This is a genomic window from Arcticibacter eurypsychrophilus, assembly GCF_001730525.1.
Taxonomy (GTDB): domain Bacteria; phylum Bacteroidota; class Bacteroidia; order Sphingobacteriales; family Sphingobacteriaceae; genus Arcticibacter; species Arcticibacter eurypsychrophilus.
This window is the reverse complement of sequence record NZ_MDFN01000004.1, coordinates 157,207-178,215: the sequence shown is the minus strand read 5'-3', so window position 1 is coordinate 178,215 and position 21,009 is coordinate 157,207. Positions and strand designations below refer to the sequence as shown.

The window sequence follows — 21,009 nt, the reverse complement described above, 5'->3', positions numbered from 1 at the left end:
GTAATGCTCTACCAGCTGAGCTACGGAATCATACTTTTTCTTGTCCGTTTAAGCTGTTATACTGTCTCCGTTTCCGTTAAAGTGACGCAAAGATACAGCTACAGCGCATACAGTGCAAGTATTTTCAGGTCTTTTTTAGTAGTTTGAGTATAAGCACTTCTATTTCAGTTATAAAAAATTTAATTATTGTTATAATTACATGAGTTAAAATCAGGAATAAGACATGTTTTAATAATAATGCCCTCCACGAAGCTGGAGTTACCATTTGCAACTATATAAAAGAGCGGAGCATGAGTTCGGGTTTCTGTAACCAGAAATACATCCACTTTTTGATTAGGCCGAAGTTCTTTACTCTTTTTATCATTTAACTGAATATCAAAGGAGACGATTCCGTTTAGTACTGCCGGATAAATATTTACGATCGAACCCTTCAGCTGGGTATCCCCTATACGGATGATGGCCGGCATATGATTGTTGATCTTATCTATCATGTTATCTGAGATACTCCCTCCCACTTTAAATCCGCTTAAATCGGCAATGCGGACTAATACTTCTCCTTCCTTAATACTGGTTCCAATATTTTTATTTACCCAGGTAACTATCCCTTCCCGTGTGGCCACAATATCTGCCAGATCAAGTTTATGTTTCAAGGCATCCAAATCATTGCGTTGAATAGCCCATGCAATTTCAGCCTCTCTAATCTCAATTTTCATGGTTTGCTGTTTGCTTTTAATTTCATTTTCCAATTGGAGTTTCTCCATTGCGGCCACTTTCAAATTTAACTCCGCCTGTTCCACATCTTCTTTAGTACCACCACCCGCTTTTAATAAGCGCTTTGATGCAGCAACAGCATCCTTCAAATTACTGATCCGCAGTTGTTTGATGTCATTGCTGGATTTGATATCAAAAAAGCTTTTTTCCAGATCAAGCTTTAACTTACGGATGTCATTTTGCTTTGATTCCATTTGAAATTGGAGTTTATTGTAATCGGTTTGAGCAACAGATTTGTCAAGGACAAGTATGGATTCTCCGTTTTTAACCGGATGTCCTGCATCCAGAAGGACTTTTGTCAGGGAAGCATTGATGGGACCCGATAGCACTTCTTCAAATTCAGGCAATACTTCTCCTGTAGCATTAATGGTATTTTCAATCATTCCCCATTCCACTTTGGCGGTTGTAAAATCTCTACGAGTTAAGGAAGGCTTAAAAAAGTACCGGACGGCACCGACACCTCCGACAATTACCAGGACGCTGATAAAAATAACAAGGAGGTATTTTTTCTTTTTTTGTGCAGAAACCTATTTTTCAATAAAGAAAAAAAATTTATGGAATAAATAAAGCCCTTAAGCAAATTTAAAAAGAGCGCTTAATCCTTTATACATGTACTGCTTTTTTGATTAACTGGTTATTAATTTTAGCGCACCTGATACCCACCTTCTCCGCACCTTCTCCGCACCTTGTACGCTCTGAAAGCGAATTAATTGCGAAACAGGTGAAAGTTAAATCCTTTTTAGATAAATAGATAATGGTATGCAGGGTTGTTTAAATAGATAAGCATATATCAAAATAGCTGTAGTTTTTTTGTTCTTCAATCGGGTGTATTAAAAATTAGCTATTCTGCATCTTCAGAAACCTATTCTGGCAGGTTACAAAAGCATCATATAAGTTCACATTCATTGCTCAGTAATTGGCATAACAAGTTTGTGCCTCCATCTTTTCTACTTATAAGATCGAACAATGAGGTTGTTTAGTATTATTCTTCTTAAAGCGTTTTAGCACCATTAATTAACCTGATAGATAATTGAGAAGATCGAATTTTTAGTATTAAAATTCTCTTTACGATCCATACTTTAAAAGTCAAAATTGCTCAGATATTCAAATTTTCAACTTGAAAATCATTTTCGAGAGTCAATATGTTTTTGTTTTCAATGGGTTGCTAATCGCTTTAAACAGGGAGATTTCCCTACTATATATTCTTCTTATATAGGATTCTGCCCATTATAATTTTGTTTAAATCATACATGAATAGGATAAATTAATATCATTTATATGGTTACACATGTATTATCTTTATTACAATCAAGCTACCATAGTAAATTTAACTACCAATTAAGATGTTTATGAAACAAAAACTACTGTTTAAAGACAATAGTAAGTACTTCAGAGCTGTACTAGCACTAATGCTTACTATTCTTACCTTATCAAGTTCCTTTGCTCAAGGCAAAAGAATAACCGGTAATGTATCTGACGATTCTGGTCCTATAATAGGAACTAGTGTTAGAATTAAAGGTACAACACAAGGCACCATTACTGGGCTATCAGGTGAATATAGTATAAACGCACCTGAAAATTCAACCTTAGTATTTAGTTTCACCGGATATGTAACACAGGAGATCGCTGTTGGAAATAGATCAACGATTAATATTACACTTGTTACAGACAGCAAGTCGTTGCAGGAGGTCGTTGTTATTGGGTATGGAACTGCTAATCGTAAGGACTTAACAGGATCAGTAAGCTCTGTATCTAGTGCTCAAATTGAAAAGGTACCTGTTGCTTCCTTGGATCAGGCATTACAAGGGCGCTCGTCAGGTGTACAGGTTACCAACAATGATGGTGCGCCAGGAAGTGGCGTTACCGTATTAATTAGAGGTGTGGGAAGCCTTGGAAACAATGAACCGCTATATGTGGTTGACGGTTATCCGGTAACAGGTGGCCTCAATAACATTAATCCAAATGATATTGCTACAATGGATATTTTAAAGGATGCCTCAGCTACCGCAATTTATGGTGTGCGTGCATCTAATGGAGTAGTCATTATTACAACTAAAAAGGGAAGCAAAAATGGGGTGCAGGTTGCTTTAGATGCCTATAATTCTTTTCAATCCGAACCCAAAAAATATAAGGTACTGAATGCAGAGCAGTGGGCCACTCTTGCTAATGAAACTCCTGGTTTTTCCCGATTGCCGGAATGGAGCAATCCATCTGCTTTGCGCAATATAAACTGGCAGGATGAGGTATACCGAACAGGTTTAAGACAAAACTACAATTTAGCTGTGCGTGGAGGGAATGAAAAAGTTCAATCTGCATTTTCAGCCGGATATTTTGATCAAAAAGGTGTGGTCACAGGATCTTTTTTCAAAAGAATGAACCTGGGAATGAATATTGATTATACGGCTACAAAATGGCTTAAATCATCATCAAGTGCTAAATACTCCAGACAAGATAACCTCAATCCTTTTGGTACAGGCGCATTAGCTACTTTAAGCGAATTGATACCTACATTTGCAGGCAATAAACTAACTAGTGAGGCAAAGGATAGCAATGGCAACTATGGTTTTTTTGACCCGGTAAATACCTACACACGAGGCTGGGGCAACCCTTTGTATACGATAGAGACTCAAGACTCTAAAAATTTAAGTAACTATTTTCTTGGAACAACATCCCTGGAAGCTAGCTTATTTGATGGCTTTAGAATCAAAACAAACTTTGGAATAAATACATCTGATTATTCGGGTTACTATTTTACGCCTTCGGATACTCGTTCTTTAGCACAATATAATGTGGCAAGTCCTAACATTCTAAACACCTATTCACAGAGTGCCAACAACACGTATGAATGGTTATGGGAAAATACAATTTCATATACTAAGACTTTCGGCCTTCATGCTTTAGATATAGTTGGAGGTATTTCTCAACAAGAAAATACTTTCCGACAGGTTGGGGGAAATGGAAATAGTCTTATAAGTGATGCCATGAGGGATTTGGGACAGGTTAAAAATCTGGTTGTTTTTGGTAATCAGCAAAAGTTCTCTCTTGCATCACAGTTTGGCAGGGTAACCTACAAGTATAATGATCGGTATATATTTACAGCTACTGTTAGAAGAGACGGCTCTTCCAATTTTTATAAAAATAACCAATATGGCGTATTCCCATCCGCTTCAATTGGATGGAAAGCGAAAGAAGAATCATTCCTAAAGGATGTAGACTTCATATCAGATTTAAAGTTTAGAGGTAGCTGGGGTGAAGTTGGGAATTACAGGGGTATCAGGCCATTCTTATACCTGGCAAGATACAGTTCTGGTGGCCCTGCTAGTTCTGGTTCTAATGTGGGTTATCCTTTCGGCGGTACCTATCAAGATGGTCTTGCTTATGTGAACCTTGACAACGAAGGTCTGTCTTGGGAAACTTCCAGGCAAACTAACTTCGGTATGGATGCAGGATTTTTAAACAATGATCTTACTTTAACGCTTGAATATTATAGAAAAGACTCTAAGGACTTTTTATTGCCAATTCCAACAGCGTCTCAATCAGGCGTAACTATATCTGCACAAAATGCAGGTAGTATCAGGAATCAGGGTTTAGAGGCATCCTTAAACTACAGGCACACTATAGAGAAATTTTCATATGGTCTGGGTTTAAGCTTTACTACTGTTGACAATAAGCTATTGAGCATTAGTAAGAGCACTGCATTTATAGGTAACCTTGTCGCTTTGACTACGCCTGCAAATGGATGGGCTCAATTTAGTCAAACCAACATTGGACAGCCTGTAGGTGAATTTTACGGATACGTAAATCAAGGTATATTCCAAACACAAGCTGAAATTGACGCTTTGAATAAAGTAGCGCCTGATGGTAACTATCAGGGTAATGCTGCTCAACCGACTCAACCAGGCGATCGAAAATTCAAAGACATCAATGGCGATGGCCAGATTACTGCAGATGACAGAACTAGCCTAGGAAGTCCTATCCCCAAATTTTATGGAGGCTTCAATTTGGATTTTTCCTATAAAGCGTTCGACTTTAATGCGTTTTTTTATGGCACCTACGGAAACAAAATTTTTAACTACCAGGCACGTAACCTGGAGAGTTTCCAGGCCCCGGGTTTTGTTGGGATCCAAAACGTAAGTCAGGAATATTATGAGAACAGATGGACGTCAACTAATCCATCTAATCGTTTTGCAAGGGTCAATTACAATGATGATGTGAGTGCTAACAATGTGGTATCAAGCATTTACGTGGAAAATGGAAGTTACTTGCGTTTGCGGAATGTGACATTAGGCTATACCCTACCAGCAGCATTAGGTAATAAGTTAACGCTATCTAAAGTAAGATTGTATGTAGCTGCTCAAAATTTGTTTACCATAACCAAATATTCTGGATTGGATCCAGAAATTGGTCAGCCAACAGGTACAGATCCTAATAATAATAACAGTATTGCAGCTAGCCCTACAGCATCTGGAATTGATATTGGCACCTATCCTTCTTCCCGGTTTTACACGGTAGGTTTAAATGTGACATTTTAAATAATATTTAAAATAACAGAAAAGAGTAATGGAAATTAAAAAATATTTAAGTGTATTGGCAGTAGGACTCGCCATATTACTTCCTTCAAGTTGCCAAAAAGGGTTTTTAGATCAGACGGATTCGTCAAATCCAACGAGGTTTGTTTTGTTTAATAAACCAGCGGATGGTATCGCACTTGTAAATGCTATATATGATACTTATCAAAATGCAGATCTGTTAAAAAAATCACTTTGGTATTATGCCAACTTTCAATCGCATGATTTTTTCAATTGGGGAAATGACCGCTTTTATAATACTTATGCTATTCCATCTACCTTCGGAGGGATACAGGTATTTTGGCAACGCGCTTACATTGGTATAGCAAGAGCCAATTCAGCTATTGTAATTATAGCACAAATGAAAGAGAACGGCGTATTGACAGAGGCATTAGCGGATCGGCTGACCGGTGAAATCTACTTTTTGCGTGGTATGACGTATTATTATCTAGCTGCAAGTTTTGGAGGTGTACCTTTAGAATTAACAACAGGTGCTAATGATGGCCTCAGACCAAAAAGCACTCAAGATGAAGTATTTGCGCAGGTAGAACAAGACCTCATTGTTGCAGCAGGTTTGCTTCCATGGAAAGAAGGCTACGATCCCACAGACCTTGGCAGAGCAACAAAGGGTGCAGCTTTGAGTTATTTAGGTGCAGCACAAATGTGGTTAAAAAAATATGACCTTGCATTAGCCACTTTTAATCAGGTAACAGGAAAATATACGTTGATACCTAAATTTATTGACATTCATGAAGCGGATAAAGAAAACAACGCTGAATCTATATTTGAAGTTCAGTTTGTTGTAGCCGGTACACAAAGCTGGGGTGCCAGTAATGAAGTAGCTTGGATTGGTTCTTTTGGTATGCCCGAAGAAGTATCCAATTTTGGTTACGATTATGGCAATAAGGGCCTTTATGATGGTTTCCAAACAGGTGATCAAAGAAAAGCAGCTACCATAATTGGTCCCGGTGATATTAACCCTAGTCCGGGTATTATTGCCAGAGGGGGAATTAAATCGTATGCTTTGGTAAAAGCCGGTTTTGCAAGTACCGATCCAGTTGTTAAATTGAAATATACAGGATCCGATGGAAATATCATTAACACCTGTGGAACAATAGCAAAACCATGGATTGGAACAGATTTAACCATTCCTAGAAGTGGCTATTACAATGAAAAGATGTGGCGCGATCCAACGCTTAACGGAAATTCAGAGGATGGTACTATTTTTGGAGCACAGAATCAGGTTCTAGTACGCTATGGTGAAGTATTATTAAATAAAGCGGAATGTCAGATCAGAACTGGAAATGTTGCTGGTGGTTTAGCTACTATGAAATTGGTTCGGGACCGTGCATTTGGTGGTACTGCTCCTGCTGTTTATATGAGCGAAGGGAAAGTTGTAGCTGATCCATTGCAAATGGTCTATCATGAATACAGACATGAACTTTCCGGTGAATACTCTACTTTTTATAATTTGCGCAGAGCTGGTGTAGCTACATCGTTTATTAAAGAGGTATATAATATTGATATCCCTGCTGGACATGAACTCTACCCTATTCCTCAAATAGAGATCGGTCTTAATCCAAATTTGACACAAAACGCAGGTTATTAAACTTGTTTTGTAATATAAAAAGCATGAAAGGCTCCTCCTTTAGAAGAGAAGTTTTCATGCTTTTTTTATTTACATTCTTTATGAATGAATATTGTTATCTTAATCAAAGATTTCTCAGTAACCAATGTAAATGAAGAACTTCCCCCTTGTCACCCTTATTTTATGTGCATTATTTTTTAATTCCTGCAAGAAGAAGACACTTTTCGAAGAAGTACCTTCCTCACATTCAGGCATTCATTTTAGTAATACAATTACTGAATCTGACTCGATTAATCCCTTAGATGTAGTTAATATTTATAATGGCGGAGGTGTCGGAATAGGTGATTTTAATAATGATGGTTTGAGCGATGTTTATTTAACGGGCAATATGGTACCAAACCGTTTGTATTTAAATAAAGGTGATTTTAAGTTTGAAGATATCACAGAGGTGGCACAGGTAGAAGGAATGGGCAGATGGGGTCGTGGCACTTCAGTTATAGACATCAATAACGATGGTTTGATGGATATATATGTCTGTAATACTATTTATGCAGATTCTTTACGTCGCACCAACTTATTGTACGTAAACCAGGGATTGAATAAAGATGGGATTCCTGTATTTAAAGATCAGGCTGCAGCCTACGGATTGGATGCACATGAACAATCGACAATGGCCAGCTTCTTCGATTATGATAATGATGGCGATCTGGATATGTATCTTACAGTAAATACAGCCAACTCAAGCTATAACCCTAACGTTTTCGGCAGCGCTAAATACACACCAAATCATAGTATTGGTAAGCTTTACCAAAATGATTGGGAGGGTCAGCTAAAACACCCTGTCTTTCATGATGTATCCGCCAAGGCAGGCATTACACTGGAGGGCTATGGACATGCTGCAACTACGGTAGACATCAACAATGATGGCTGGAAGGACATATATGTTTCGAATGATTTTGTATCCAATAACATTTTGTATATCAATAACCATGACGGCACATTCACTAATCGTTCGAAAGAATATTTTAAGCATACCTCTTTCAATTCGATGGGAAATGATATTGTAGACATCAATAACGACGGGCTGGCAGATGTTATTGAACTGGATATGAATCCGGAAGATAACTACCGCAAAAAAATGATGCTTGGGCCAAGTAGCTATCAAACGAATCAAAATTTTGATCAGTATGGTTTTCAATATCAATATGTACGTAATACATTGCAGGTAAACCAAGGACCCCGTCCCGAACAACAAGGTCAATTAGGTAGTCCTGGTTTTAGCGAAGTTGGCTTTTTGAGTGGGATCTCACAAACAGACTGGAGCTGGGCTCCTGTTGTGGCAGACTTCAATAATGATAGTTTCCGTGATATCATTATTACCAATGGCTTTCCTAAAGACGTTTCTGATCATGATTTTATGACCTATCGTCAGGAGGCTTATGCTGTGGCATCAAAACAAAAAATACTGGAACAGATTCCGGAAATCAAGCTGCATAATTATGCCTACGTCAACAACGGCGATCTGACCTTTAAAGATGTGAGTAAAGAATGGGGTCTTACAGTTAAAAATTTTTCTAATGGTGCCGTATATGCAGATCTGGATAATGATGGGGCACTGGACATGGTGATCAATAATATAAATGATGAGGCCTCTCTATATCGTAATACCTCCAGGGACGATAAAAACAACTTAAACAATCTTCATTATCTTAAAATAAATTTTATTGGGAATGAGCAAAATGTAGGTGGACTGGGTGCTACAGCAGAAATATACTACGACCATGGAAAGAAACAGGTCTACGAGCATAATACATTCAGAGGCTATCTCTCAACTGTTGAAAGTACGGTGCAATTTGGTTTAGGTAAAGTAAGTCAACTAGACTCGGTGATCATTAAATGGCAAAATGGTAAAAAACAGAAACTGACCAATGTAAAGGCTGACATTAAGCTTAATGTAAAAGAGGCAGACGCAAAAGCTGGGTATTCCTGGAATGTACCTCAGTATGCTTCAAATTCTTTATTTAAAGAAGTTACTGATTCTGTGGGAATAAATTACTTCAGTCATGATGCCGATTTTATTGACTTTACCATTCAAAAACTCTTGCCCCATAAATTGTCAGAATATAGCCCTGCACTAGCAGTTGGTGATATGGACAAAAATGGTTTGGATGATATTGTTATCGGTGGTAGTTCTTCAAATACGGCACAGGTATTCTTTCAACTTCCAAATGGAAAGTTTAAACAGCATGCTTTAGTGACCACTCCTGTCGATTATTCAAAACCATTTAATGATGCGGGCTTGCTTCTGTTTGATGCAGATGGTGATGGGAATTTAGATCTGTATGCTTCAAGTGGAGGGTACCAATATGAATCGAATAATCCGGCTTATCAGGACAGGCTTTATATGAATGATGGTAAAGGCAACTTTACACTTTCTTCAAATGCACTCCCCCTTAACAACACAAGCAAACTGTGTGTACGTGCTTGTGATTACAACCAGGATGGCAAGCTTGATCTTTTTGTTTCCGGACGTGTAAATCCATGGAATTACCCTAAACCTGTATCCAGTTTTATCTTCAGGAATGACAGTGAAAAAGGACATAGTAAGTTTACAGATGTTACCTCCAGCGTTGCCCCTGCTTTGCAAAATATGGGGATGGTTTGTGACGCTTTATTTACAGATTTTGATAACGATAAACAACCTGATTTGATCCTTGGAGGCGAATGGATGCCTATTACTTTCTTAAAGAATAATCATGGTAAGTTTGAAGATGTAACTTCAACTACGGGTTTAAAAGGTAAGACCGGTTGGTGGAATACCATTATTGCAGGTGATTTTAGACACACAGGGCGGATGGATTATATTGTAGGCAATGTAGGTTTAAATACCCTCTTTAAAGCCAGTGATGAATTTCCTGTTTCTATTACTGCGAATGATTTTGACAAGAACGGTGGTTTCATAGCGATCCCTTCAATGTATTTTCCTGATAAAAACGGCGTGAGGAGAGATTACCCTATTCATGGCCGTGAGGACATGCTAAAACAAATGATTAGTCTGAAGAAAAAGTTTACTAATTATAAATCGTATGCTGAAGCAACAATGGACAAAATATTATCTCCTGAACAAATGGAAGGTGCCATTAAGTTGCAGGCGAATATGTTGCAATCTTGCTTCCTTCGAAATGATGGCAATGGAAAGTTTACTATGATCCCTCTTCTTAAAGAAGCGCAGGTTTCGGTACTTAACGGGATGGTTGTAGATGATTTTGATGGTGATGGTAATTTGGATGTAGCTATAAATGGTAATGACTTTGGCACTGATGTGGCTACCGGTCGTTACGATGCGCTTAATGGCTTAATGCTAAAAGGCAATGGTAAAGGTGGGTTTAAGCCGCTTACCATTTTACAAAGTGGAATTTATTTACCTGGAAATGGACGCGCACTAGTTAAATTGAAAGATAGTAAAAATGGGTATTTGTTAGCAGCTAGTCAAAACAAAGGGAAACTTCAGATTCTTCGGTTAAAATCAGGGCTTAAGAATATCAAGGTTGAACCTTCTGATGCAAGCGCAGTGTTGAAGTTTAAGAATGGAAGCAGCTTAAAGCAGGAGTTTTACTATGGCTCCTCGTTTCTATCGCAATCAGGAAGGTTTTTGAGTATAGGTAAAGACGTTACAGGAATAACCATAACAAACAGTAAAAAGAAGGAAAGGACAGTGCAATTGAATTAAGAGGTAATTTGCTTTAGGAAAAAACATTTGTAAGAATCTAAAATAATGAGATTAATCTGCTATGATTTGATTCTCTCATTATTTTAGATAGCTAATAAATCTTACTGAGCTTCCTCAGAAGTATAACTTTACTTTTGATCGTAATTATCAGGAACTTATACGGATTTCTTGACGAACTTGGTAAGAATCACAATGGTGTCCCCATTAATTTTCCCTTCAAGTTGTTCAGCATTATCTGCCACTAATCTAACTTTTCGAACCATAGTTCCTTTTGGAGCAATATAGCTTGTTCCTTTTACATTGAGATTTTGAGTGAGAATAACGTGATCTCCCGTTGCCAAAACTACACCATTGGCATCTTTATGTATTACTTTTTCCGCTACCTGCGTATCTTCAGCATTGGCCCATTCTATAAGCGATTCGTCTAAAAATACAGCGTCAACTGCATCCATTGCCCATTCATCTGAAGTTAATTTCTTCAGTATTTTATAGCAAAGAACCTGTACTGCGGGTACTTCACTCCAAATACTGCCTTCAAGACAACGCCAATGATGACTGTTTGAATAATCTCCAGCCTTAATCTGATCAAAACATTCAGTACAAAGTACTACCTGGTTTTCTACCAACTCATCCTTTTTAGGAGGTACAGTATATGCATGTAGGTCATTGTCCTGCTTCATGCAAAGTTCACAGGTTTGATTACTTCTGTTCTGTAATTGTGTATTTATCGCCATTGGCGGCAAAAGTAATTTTAAAAAAGGGGAAAAGGACTATAAGAGTCAAATAATAAAGCTTTATTCTTTACGATTGGGTATTTTAAAGGAACAACAATGCTGGTTAATCTATTTTACGATGAGCATAATTTGTAGGATATTTACAGGATGAGACTTTTCTATTTTGCTTTTATTGTTTTGCTCGCAACTTCTTGTTCAACGAAAAGAGAAGTTGATATGCTAGTTTACCATGCGAAAGTGTATACGGTAGACGATAGATTTAGCCTAACAGAAGCTTTTGCGGTCAGGGATGGTAAAATTATTGAAACGGGCACCTCTGATTATATTAAGAATTCCTATAAAGCAGCAAAAGAATTGGATGCTGGCGGAAAGCCAATATACCCTGGCTTCATTGATGGACATGCGCACTTTTTTGGTTACGGATCAAGTCTGCAACAAGTTAATCTGATGGGTACTAAAAGCTGGCAGGAAGCAGTGGATAGGTTGGCTGCTTTTGCTGAAAACAATAAGGAAGGCTGGCTCATCGGGTATGGTTGGGATCAAAATGATTGGGAAAATAAAAGTTTTCCTGACAATTTGCAGCTCAACAAATTGTTCCCAGACCGTCCTGTTTCTCTTTCCCGGATAGATGGACACGCAACTATTGTGAATGATGCTGCAATAAAAAAGGCAGGTTTAATGCCAGGCTTTAAACTTGAGGGTGGTGAAGTGGAAACAAAAGATGGCAGGTTAACAGGCATTCTGATAGATAATGCAACAAAATTGGTAGCAAAGGTTATTCCTGCCAGAACAATCAAACAAAGAACTAAAGAACTTCTTGACGCTCAAAAAAACTGTTTTGCGAAGGGACTGACTACTGTAGCGGATTGCGGAGTCGATTATGCGGCTATTGCTTTTGTCGATAGCTTGCAGCGAGCGAATCAGTTAAAAATGCGCATGTACATGATGCTCTCTGATAAACCAGCTAACTACGATTATTTATTTAAAAATGGGGCATTTAAAACAGACAGACTTGACGTCAGATCGTTTAAAGTATATGCCGATGGTGCGCTAGGATCTCGTGGGGCTTGTTTGTTAAAACCTTATGCAGATCAGCCCGGCCATTATGGTTTTTTATTAAGTAAAAAAGCCCACTTTGCAGAGGTTGCAGAAAAGATCTTTGCTAAGGGTTTCCAAATGTGTACACATGCTATAGGAGACTCTGCAAACCGGGAAATATTAAAAGTTTATGGGAAGGTCCTTAAAGGTTCAAATGACCGGCGTTGGCGAATAGAGCATGCGCAAGTTATCTCTCCAGAGGACTTAAAGCTTTTTAAGCAATTTTCTATTATCCCTTCCGTTCAATCAACCCACGCTACTTCCGATATGTATTGGGCAGCTGAAAGATTAGGTGCAGAACGATTAAAAGGGGCTTATGCCAATAAACAGCTTATGCAGCAAAATGGATGGATTATATTGGGTACTGATTTTCCAGTAGAAAAAATTGATCCGCTTTTAACATTTTATGCAGCAGTTTTTCGACGAGATGACAAAGCTTATCCTGCAAACGGTTTTCAAATTGAAAATGGATTAACTAAAGAGGAAACCTTACGTGGAATAACTATATGGGCTGCAAAAGGTAATTTCGAAGAAAAAGAAAAAGGCAGTTTGGAGAAAGGTAAGTTTGCTGACTTTGTCATCCTTGATCAGGATATTATGACCGCTAAACCTGAAGAAATTTTAAAAAACAAAGTGTTGAAAACATATTTAAACGGTGAGAATGTGTTTGAGTTCAAATCTGGTAACTAGTTAATTAATGCATGTAAAACCTATTCCTATCTGTTTTATTGATCAAATATGTTGCGGTGTCTATTAAAATAGACAGCATAAAGCATAGAACGGTACTTTGCCTATTTCTATTTAAGCATAGATTTTACTTTAAAATTACAAGATTGGAGCGTAAAAAATATTTAATGTATTTTTTTACAATGATGTGTTTTGCATATTTTTTAATACCCCTCCTTCCTTACTGAACTACCAAAATAGGATCAATTAAAATGCGCTGATGGTGTCTATACGGAGTTTATGCATTAAAATTCATACTTATTTGTATAATAAAAATGACGCTTTTCATAATAATCAAGTTTTCATAATAGATTATTCTTCTTGATAATCAATTATTTGAGATGTTTTGTACTTCTATAACTGCTTTTGGCAGGATTATAGAAATAGGTTGTTCAATCAGATTAATTAGCTCTGAAATATTAATAAGAAAATTATGTTACTGAAAATTACAAAATCTGCAATGATACTATCCTTATTAGGGATATCTTCATCATTATTTGCCCAGGAAATGAGTTCGGATTCTACAACGCGTTTTGATAAGAAATCATTTCGCACTTGGTCAATCGGTTTAAATGGCGGTGTGTTGACACACTATACTCCTTTTAACAGCAAAACTAATGGCGACTTTATGACTCCTCAAGAGAGTTGGGGTTATGGTGGTTACATTAAAAAGCAAATTGTTCCAGGATTTGGAATACAAGCAGACTTTCTTGCTGGTAAATTGAAAGGAATGAGGGCTAACAGCTTGGCTACAACTCCTGATGCACAAAATAACAGTGGATTTAATTCGCGTATCGACTGGTCAGCTGCATTAAGTGGTAATTTTACTATTGCCAACTTAAGTTTAAATCAGAAAAGAAACTTCATATCTCCTTATTTCACTGCTGGTGCCGGATATATGTCATCTAAAGGAAATGCATATGGGGTTACTGATGCAACTACTAACAACTATGATGAAAACTGGTTTATACCTGTTGGAGCCGGATTTAAATTAGGCTTATCTAAAGGTGTGAACCTTGATTTAGGGTACAGTGTAAACTTTATGAAAACGAATAACCTTGATGGTGTTGTAGGTGATGCCAATGATCGTTTTTCATATGCACACGCTGGTTTAGAGATTGCACTAGGTAAAAAGGGTACTTCACAATTACAAAACTATAGCGCCTTAGCTGCCTTACGTGAAGAAAGTGCTGCTGAAAGTGCTGATTTAAGAAGTAAGTTATCTACTGCTGAACAAAATAGACTTCGTGATCAGGAACAGTACGCTTCCGATTTGGGTGATGATGATGCTGATGGTGTAGCGAACAAATTTGATAAATGCCCTGGAACTCCTCCCAATACTGTTGTAGATGGTGCTGGTTGTCCTTTAAAAGCTCCCGCTCCTGTTATCAGAGAAAAAATTATAGTAACTGAAGCTGATAGAAAAGTAGTGGGTGAAGCGATTAAGAATTTAGAGTTTGATCTTGGAAAAGCCACTATAAAAGCTAAATCTTACGAAACTTTAAATCGCGTTGCAAGATTATTAGTAGACAAAGACTTTAGCTTGAAACTAGCTGGTCATACTGATAATTCAGGTTCAATGGCTTTAAATCTTCGTTTGTCTAAAGAAAGAGCTGAAGCAGTAAAGGCATACTTGGTTTCTCAAGGAGCTAATGCTTCTCGTATTGAAGCGACAGGATATGGTCCAAATCAACCAATATCTACTAATAAAACAGTTGTTGGTCGCCAACAGAACAGAAGAGTAGAATTTACATTGTATTAATCAAATCTTAAAACTAGTTTATTTAATAGAAAAGCCGCCCATAAGTATGAGGCGGCTTTTCTGTTAAACAGGTACCAACTTAGTATTAAAGGGTCCTAAACTAATATAAACACATTCATTTGGGGATTGATATTCCTGATTATAAGTAGAATCTATTTTCTTCTGCTGTTCAATTTGATACATTTGTAGCTGTGCCTACTAAAAGAACCAGGATACCAGAGAAGAACCCTATTGTAAAGCAAACAAGGAAAAAGAGTTCAGTAAAAAAGAAAACAAGGAAAGCATGGCCTCTAGCTTTGAAACTAGTTCTTGCAGGAATCACTCTGGTGTTGTTATCCCCATTTTATTATGGGTACGTATTAAAAATTGGAACATCAACCTGGCAATGGATTAAGGACATTGGACAAGATAGTAATTACCCGAACTATTATGATTTTGATATCCGAATTCCAAAAAAATATTCCATACATGGTATTGATGTCTCTTATGCTCAGGGAAAAATAGATTGGCAAAAAGTTAAAGCGATGAAGGAAGGTGATGTCTCAATTACTTTTGCTTTTATAAAAGCGACTGAAGGACTTTTAACCGTTGACCCTTATTTTAAGCGCAACTGGAGGGAAGCTCCTAAGGCTGGAATTGTTTGCGGGGCATATCATTACTTTCGTCCGAAAAAAAGCGGTAAACAACAAGCTCGCTTTTTCTTGCAGACAGTAAATGTAGAAAATGGCGATTTGCCAGTTGTGGTTGATGTAGAAACACTTGACGGAAAGGACCCTGCAACAATGCGAAAGGAGCTTAATGATTTTATTGTACATATTGAAGCAAAAACACATGTTAAACCGATCATATATTCAGGTTTAAGCTTTTATCAGGACTACCTGCAAGGGTATTTCGATGATCATATTTTATGGATTGCACATTATTACAAAAAAGAATTAAAAACAAGGCATGTCAATAACTGGCAATTCTGGCAACATTCTGATATAGCTAAAGTTAATGGAATTAATCATGCTGTAGACTTTAACGCTTTTAAAGGAGATCTTGCTGCCTTTCAGACATTGATTATTAAATCTGATAAGGTAAGTCGTTAAGACCATTTGGCTAGGTATAAATAATACCTAACACCTGTAGTCGCCGGCCAATTTAATGTTCTACATTTAATCATTTCTTTTTGGGAATATGACATAATAGTAACATGAGTTGGCTAAAATTGGATATGATAATATTTCGATTGTTCATCATATCTGTGCTTACTATTATTGCCTATTTCTTTTTAACACAGTTCTTTTTCTGTACACAATATACTTTCAAATCATCAACATCTTTCAAAGGAAAAACGCTCTATAATCCGTATGATTCATTGCGTTCAGGCAACTGGTTAAAATGTAATTTTCATGCACACGCAAACGCATGGAAAGGTATAACAAATGGTAAAGGCACAGCCGAAGAGATTCACCATGCGTATGATTCGTTACATTATGATGTCCATTGCATATCAAACTATCATTCTATTGATTCGACATCAATAAACTCGCAGATTTATATCCCTGCATATGAACATGGTTACAATATTTCTAAAACACATCAGTTAGTTTTGGGAGATAAAAAGGTATGCTGGTTAGATTACATTCTCCCTCAAACTTTAAGTAACAAGCAAGATGTGCTAAATTATCTTGCTACTGATACTCAGTCTCTTGTAATCCTCAATCATCCAAAAATACGAAATGGGTATCGTTGTCAAGACTTCTCATACCTCAGTAATTATCATTGTATGGAGGTTTTAAATCCGGCAGGTAACTCATTTCTACAATGGGATGCCGCATTATCAGCAGGAAAACCCATATTTATTGTAGGTGATGATGACCTGCATAACATAATTAGCAAAGATCGGCTTGGTCGAATGTGTACATACGTTAATGTAAAAGAACGCAATCAACATCAGGTGTTACATGCACTCAAAAAAGGAAGAGGTTTTGGCGTTATTATTGGCCCTACACAACATCCTGATTCTATCCCTATGTTGAACTATCTGGTTTTGAAAAAAGACACCATTCAGCTTCAAATGAATACTAAGGCTTCAACTATAAGCTTTACAGGTCAAAATGGACAGATCCTTGCATCATTTTCACAAACTGCAAATGCGAAATATGTGATCCGTGAAAAAGATCATTATGCAAGAGCTTCAATTGACTATCCAAACGGAACGAGCATTTATTTAAATCCTGTCTTCTATACGAATTCTACTAATCTGGCTCAAACAGCTGTATATCCTAATATCAGGACTACCTTAATTTATCGTACAATTGGTTTTAGCTTTGCAGGATTTTGGCTATTTGGTGTATTTGTATTTATTCAGGGCAAAAGGACCATCTATATTACCCTTCCTTTCAATCCTGATTCTATGTTAAAAAAGAGATTTAAGAAAAGAAATAAACCCACTTTACTTACTTAGTTTATATGGAACTGATAAGAAAAATTTTCCTGTTCGGTTTCGTGGGATTAATAGGTATGTGTATAGACTTTGGACTAACATGGCTTTTTAAAGAAAAACTCCAAGTAAATAAATATGCTGCAAATACCATCGGCTTTTCCGTAGCTGTTGTAAACAATTTTATTCTAAATTACCTTTGGACATTTCATGCAGAAGAGAAAAATATACACATTTTCTTTTTTAAGTTTCTTTTGTTCGCAGTTATCGGCCTTGGACTGAATACCTTAATTATTTACTTATTTAATGAAAGATTTTTAGTTCCCTTCTACGTCTCGAAAGTCTTAGCAATAGCGATTGTTTTTATCTGGAATTTCACAGCAAATAATTTCCTGAACTTTTAGTGAATGAAAATATCCCCATTAGCCTTATTAATCCTGATTAGTGTATTGATACGCATGTGCATAGCATCTCTGATCGAGTTCGGTAACGACGAAGTGTATTACTACACCTATGCCTTGCATCTGCAGAGTAATTATTTTGATCATCCACCAGGTGTTGCCTTGTTAATCCGCTTGTCCACTTTAAACCTTTTGTTGCAGAATGAATTTTTTGTAAGATTAGGTCCAATTATTTGTTCGGCAATTGGAACCTTACTCAGCTATAAGATTGGTCATCTAATCAAGAATATAAAAACTGGATATTATGCAGCGATTTTATATAATACCAGCATATATACTAGTATTATTTCCGGTGTTTTTATATTGCCTGACAGTCCGCAGGTAGTCTTTTGGCTATGCGGAATTGGGCTAGCTTTAAAAATAGCTATTCTTTCACAGCAAAAGAAACCCATACCACTTCTGATTTGGTTATTATTTGGACTCACTTGCGGTCTCTGCATGATGTGCAAGGTACATGGCGTATTTCTTTGGTTTGGATTAGGCTTATATATCCTACTGTACGACAGAAAATTGTTAGGTCGACCACTTTTATATGTGTCGGCTATTATTTCTATATTAGTTTTTAGTCCAGTGATTATATGGAACATAAACAATCAATTCGTAACCTGGAACTTTCATAGTAATAGAATAAATGAATCTGTCAGCTTGATTAATCTGACAACATTTACCAAAGCTTTCATGGGACAACTTTTTTATAACAACCCTATCAATGTCGTGCTTACAGTTGTTGCTTTATTTCATTTACGCAAGGTCGCTTTATTGGAAAAAAGCTCAGGTAAAATATTAATATGCTTAGGTCTGCCAATTATCATTGTCACCATATATATATCTTTATTTAATAACGTTTTACCGCATTGGAGCGGACCTGGCTTTCTTACGCTAAGTTTTATAGCAGCAGCTTACCTGGATACAATTTCATTAACATCACTAAAGCAAACCACTCTAATCTTAAAATCAAGTATCATAATGATCATAACTGTAATTATAGCAGGCGTGTCTGTCATCAACGTTTATCCGGGAACTCTAGGAAAAACTAATGAAAAAGAGTTTGGAAAGGGCGACTTTACGCTTGATATGTGGGGCTGGAGGGAATTTGAAAAACAATATGCTGTTTATATAAACCAACAAAAGATATTAAAAAATGATTTACCACGAAAAATTGTATGTAATAAATGGTTTCCTGCAGCACATATTGAATATTATGTGGCAAGACCACTTCAAAATGAAGTAATAGGTATTGGCAGTTTAAAAAACCTACACCACTATGTTTGGCTTAACCAGTATAGGACAGGCTTAAAAAGAGGTGAAAAAGCCATTTGTATTGTACCTGGAAATTACCCTGAAAATGTCAAGGAAGTATATTCAAGTTACTTTTCTTCTATTAAGCTGTTGAAAGTATTTCCATTGTACAGAGGGGGAAAAAGAACAAAAATAATTTCGGTTTATTTATTATCAGATTATCAGGGTCAAGTGGATTGATGTTTTGATAATGCTGAATATCTGTTCGGCCTATTTTAAGATCATACAGGGATCAAAGCATTTAAACTAAAACAGAAAAGGTTGAATAAATTCTACCTTTTCTGCTTTAGTAAATTATTAGTAACCCGGATTTTGATACATTTTTTCTGGATCAAGCTTATACTCATCGAATGGGATCGGATAGTAACGATCTTTTGCAGTAAAATTTGACAACTGTGCAGAACCGAAATCAGCCTGAGCTTTGCTTTTAAAGTAAACTACCAGTTCTTCTGTCGTAAAGAAACGTTGCAGATCGAACCAGCGGTGGTGTTCAAAAGCCAGCTCTACACGGCGCTCATGTAATAGAGCCAGCTTCAATGTTGGGAATTTACTACTGTATGATGGTGTAGCCATAGCTACGGCATAAGGAGTCATGCCTGCACGGGCACGTACTTCATTTAAGTACTGTATGGCAGATGCGTTATCGCTCAAGTACATGTTTACCTCGGCCAGCATCAGGATCACGTCAGCATATCTCATCAGGATCCAGTCATTTCCGCCATACCCTAATTTACCCGCAGCGTCACTTACATCCTTGAATTTAGTAACAAAATAGTCTTTCACTATCGGATCGTTCGCATATTTAACAGAATATGACATACGAGCATCTCCAGTTTCGTATTCATTAATCAGGTCATGGGTCACATTGTACCCAGCGCCTGATGCTGTTTTCTGAGAGTTTATAGTTTCACCTTTAGCCTGAAAATTTGCTGCTATTACTGAACTGTAATTGATATCTCCCTGTCTGTTTACAATCTGGAAGATAATTTCTGGACAGGTTGATTTTTTAGTTACATCAAAAACATCTGTGTATGGAATAGTGCTTAATCCAGCAAAAGTACGCATGTTATAAGCATTTGTTAGATACGTTTTTGCACTTGTGAGGTTAGCTTGACGATTAGTCTGATCCTGTGTTGTTGCCATGGTTAAATAAACCTGGCCCAATAGAGCATTTGCGGCAGCTTTAGATACACGACCAAGACCTGCACCTGTTTGCAGATTAGGTATCGGGCTATTAGTAATTACATCGCTCAGATCAGTTATAATTTGAACATAAACGAGAGCCTGACTTTCTCGGAATGTTGCTACTGCTACCTCTGTGGAAGACAGTTGTTTGGTAACGAGTGGAACATCACCCCATAAACGTACCAAATGAAAATAGATCAGTGCACGCAAAAACTTGGCTTCAGCCATATATTGAAGCTTCAGATTTTCATCTGTAAAAGTTACCGCATCAATGTTTGACAATACCACATTTGCACGGGTAACTGTGGCATATAAGGATACCCAGTGCCTTTTTAAATAGGTATTGCTAGGTAAAATAGAAAAGTTATTGAATTGGAATGGCTCACCAGCATTAGACTGGTTATCGTTTGTGCCCGTATCGTCTGAACGTTGGTCGGTCCAAAGGTCACTGCTTTCGCCAATATTATTACCGCTTCTTAGTGATTCGTAGATCCCGTTAACTGCCAGTAAAACATCATTCTGTGATTTAAAGGAATCTGCAAGTGGTATTGCGTTTGGGTCTGTTTCTTCTAAAAAGCTTTCTTTACAAGACGGGCTGATAAATATAAGCGCGGCCATGCAAAATAGAGCTATAAGTTTCTTTTTCATCTCTGTATTCT

The 21,009-nt window shown here is 37.1% G+C and carries 12 protein-coding genes; 9 read left to right on the top strand and 3 right to left on the bottom strand.

Annotated features, from left to right (window positions below; genetic code table 11):
- Window positions 1–179: 179 nt before the first annotated feature.
- Window positions 180–1,154: an HlyD family secretion protein gene (locus BFL47_RS03920; protein WP_069658492.1), complete on the bottom strand. Its 975-nt coding sequence runs from the start codon at window positions 1,152–1,154 to the stop codon at window positions 180–182.
- Between the two features lie 966 nt (window positions 1,155–2,120).
- On the opposite strand from BFL47_RS03920, the gene BFL47_RS03915 reads away from it, so the two are divergent.
- From BFL47_RS03915 to BFL47_RS03905, 3 genes are all read left to right on the top strand, one after another.
- Window positions 2,121–5,303, top strand: coding sequence for a SusC/RagA family TonB-linked outer membrane protein (locus BFL47_RS03915; RefSeq protein WP_170827261.1), 3,183 nt, complete (start codon window positions 2,121–2,123; stop codon window positions 5,301–5,303).
- Window positions 5,304–5,331: 28 nt separating this feature from the next.
- The gene (locus BFL47_RS03910; protein WP_069658490.1) at window positions 5,332–6,948 is read left to right on the top strand and encodes a RagB/SusD family nutrient uptake outer membrane protein; all 1,617 of its coding nucleotides are present in this window, start codon (window positions 5,332–5,334) and stop codon (window positions 6,946–6,948) included.
- Window positions 6,949–7,078: 130 nt separating this feature from the next.
- Entirely contained in the window at window positions 7,079–10,657 is a 3,579-nt protein-coding gene (locus tag BFL47_RS03905) for a VCBS repeat-containing protein (RefSeq protein ID WP_069658489.1), read from the top strand.
- A 155-nt stretch (window positions 10,658–10,812) separates the two neighbouring features.
- On the opposite strand, the gene BFL47_RS03900 is transcribed toward BFL47_RS03905, so the two are convergent.
- The gene (locus tag BFL47_RS03900; protein WP_069658488.1) at window positions 10,813–11,391 is read right to left on the bottom strand and encodes a PhnA domain-containing protein; all 579 of its coding nucleotides are present in this window, start codon (window positions 11,389–11,391) and stop codon (window positions 10,813–10,815) included.
- 147 nt (window positions 11,392–11,538) lie between these two features.
- Here BFL47_RS03900 and BFL47_RS03895 point away from each other — a divergent pair, with 147 nt between their 5' ends.
- The 6 genes from BFL47_RS03895 (at window position 11,539) to BFL47_RS03870 (ending at window position 19,345) form a co-directional block, all read left to right on the top strand.
- Window positions 11,539–13,179: an amidohydrolase gene (locus BFL47_RS03895; protein ID WP_069658487.1), complete on the top strand. Its 1,641-nt coding sequence runs from the start codon at window positions 11,539–11,541 to the stop codon at window positions 13,177–13,179.
- A 469-nt stretch (window positions 13,180–13,648) separates the two neighbouring features.
- Window positions 13,649–14,977 (top strand): OmpA family protein, encoded by a 1,329-nt coding sequence (locus BFL47_RS03890; RefSeq protein ID WP_069658486.1) that lies wholly within the window; start codon window positions 13,649–13,651, stop codon window positions 14,975–14,977.
- Window positions 14,978–15,168: 191 nt separating this feature from the next.
- Window positions 15,169–16,068 carry a glycoside hydrolase family 25 protein gene (locus tag BFL47_RS03885; protein WP_069658485.1) on the top strand — a complete coding sequence of 300 codons (900 nt, stop codon included), beginning with the start codon at window positions 15,169–15,171 and terminating at the stop codon, window positions 16,066–16,068.
- A gap of 125 nt (window positions 16,069–16,193) precedes the next feature.
- The gene (locus BFL47_RS03880; protein WP_139125752.1) at window positions 16,194–17,429 is read left to right on the top strand and encodes a CehA/McbA family metallohydrolase domain-containing protein; all 1,236 of its coding nucleotides are present in this window, start codon (window positions 16,194–16,196) and stop codon (window positions 17,427–17,429) included.
- A 5-nt stretch (window positions 17,430–17,434) separates the two neighbouring features.
- Window positions 17,435–17,809: a GtrA family protein gene (locus tag BFL47_RS03875; protein WP_069658483.1), complete on the top strand. Its 375-nt coding sequence runs from the start codon at window positions 17,435–17,437 to the stop codon at window positions 17,807–17,809.
- A 3-nt stretch (window positions 17,810–17,812) separates the two neighbouring features.
- Window positions 17,813–19,345 (top strand): ArnT family glycosyltransferase, encoded by a 1,533-nt coding sequence (locus BFL47_RS03870; RefSeq protein ID WP_083256987.1) that lies wholly within the window; start codon window positions 17,813–17,815, stop codon window positions 19,343–19,345.
- Between the two features lie 117 nt (window positions 19,346–19,462).
- On the opposite strand, the gene BFL47_RS03865 is transcribed toward BFL47_RS03870, so the two are convergent.
- Window positions 19,463–20,998, bottom strand: coding sequence for a RagB/SusD family nutrient uptake outer membrane protein (locus BFL47_RS03865; RefSeq protein WP_069658481.1), 1,536 nt, complete (start codon window positions 20,996–20,998; stop codon window positions 19,463–19,465).
- Window positions 20,999–21,009: the final 11 nt, after the last annotated feature.

What these genes read in the sequence shown, in the direction of transcription:
- BFL47_RS03880 (WP_139125752.1), top strand. Translation starts at nt 16,194, where the DNA reads ATGATAATATTTCGATTGTTCATCATATCTGTGCTTACTATTATTGCC.
- BFL47_RS03890 (WP_069658486.1), top strand. Translation starts at nt 13,649, where the DNA reads ATGTTACTGAAAATTACAAAATCTGCAATGATACTATCCTTATTAGGG.
- BFL47_RS03870 (WP_083256987.1), top strand. Translation starts at nt 17,813, where the DNA reads ATGAAAATATCCCCATTAGCCTTATTAATCCTGATTAGTGTATTGATA.
- BFL47_RS03915 (WP_170827261.1), top strand. Translation starts at nt 2,121, where the DNA reads ATGAAACAAAAACTACTGTTTAAAGACAATAGTAAGTACTTCAGAGCT.
- BFL47_RS03865 (WP_069658481.1), bottom strand. Translation starts at nt 20,998, where the DNA reads ATGAAAAAGAAACTTATAGCTCTATTTTGCATGGCCGCGCTTATATTT.
- BFL47_RS03920 (WP_069658492.1), bottom strand. Translation starts at nt 1,154, where the DNA reads ATGATTGAAAATACCATTAATGCTACAGGAGAAGTATTGCCTGAATTT.
- BFL47_RS03895 (WP_069658487.1), top strand. Translation starts at nt 11,539, where the DNA reads ATGAGACTTTTCTATTTTGCTTTTATTGTTTTGCTCGCAACTTCTTGT.
- BFL47_RS03905 (WP_069658489.1), top strand. Translation starts at nt 7,079, where the DNA reads ATGAAGAACTTCCCCCTTGTCACCCTTATTTTATGTGCATTATTTTTT.
- BFL47_RS03910 (WP_069658490.1), top strand. Translation starts at nt 5,332, where the DNA reads ATGGAAATTAAAAAATATTTAAGTGTATTGGCAGTAGGACTCGCCATA.
- BFL47_RS03875 (WP_069658483.1), top strand. Translation starts at nt 17,435, where the DNA reads ATGGAACTGATAAGAAAAATTTTCCTGTTCGGTTTCGTGGGATTAATA.
- BFL47_RS03900 (WP_069658488.1), bottom strand. Translation starts at nt 11,391, where the DNA reads ATGGCGATAAATACACAATTACAGAACAGAAGTAATCAAACCTGTGAA.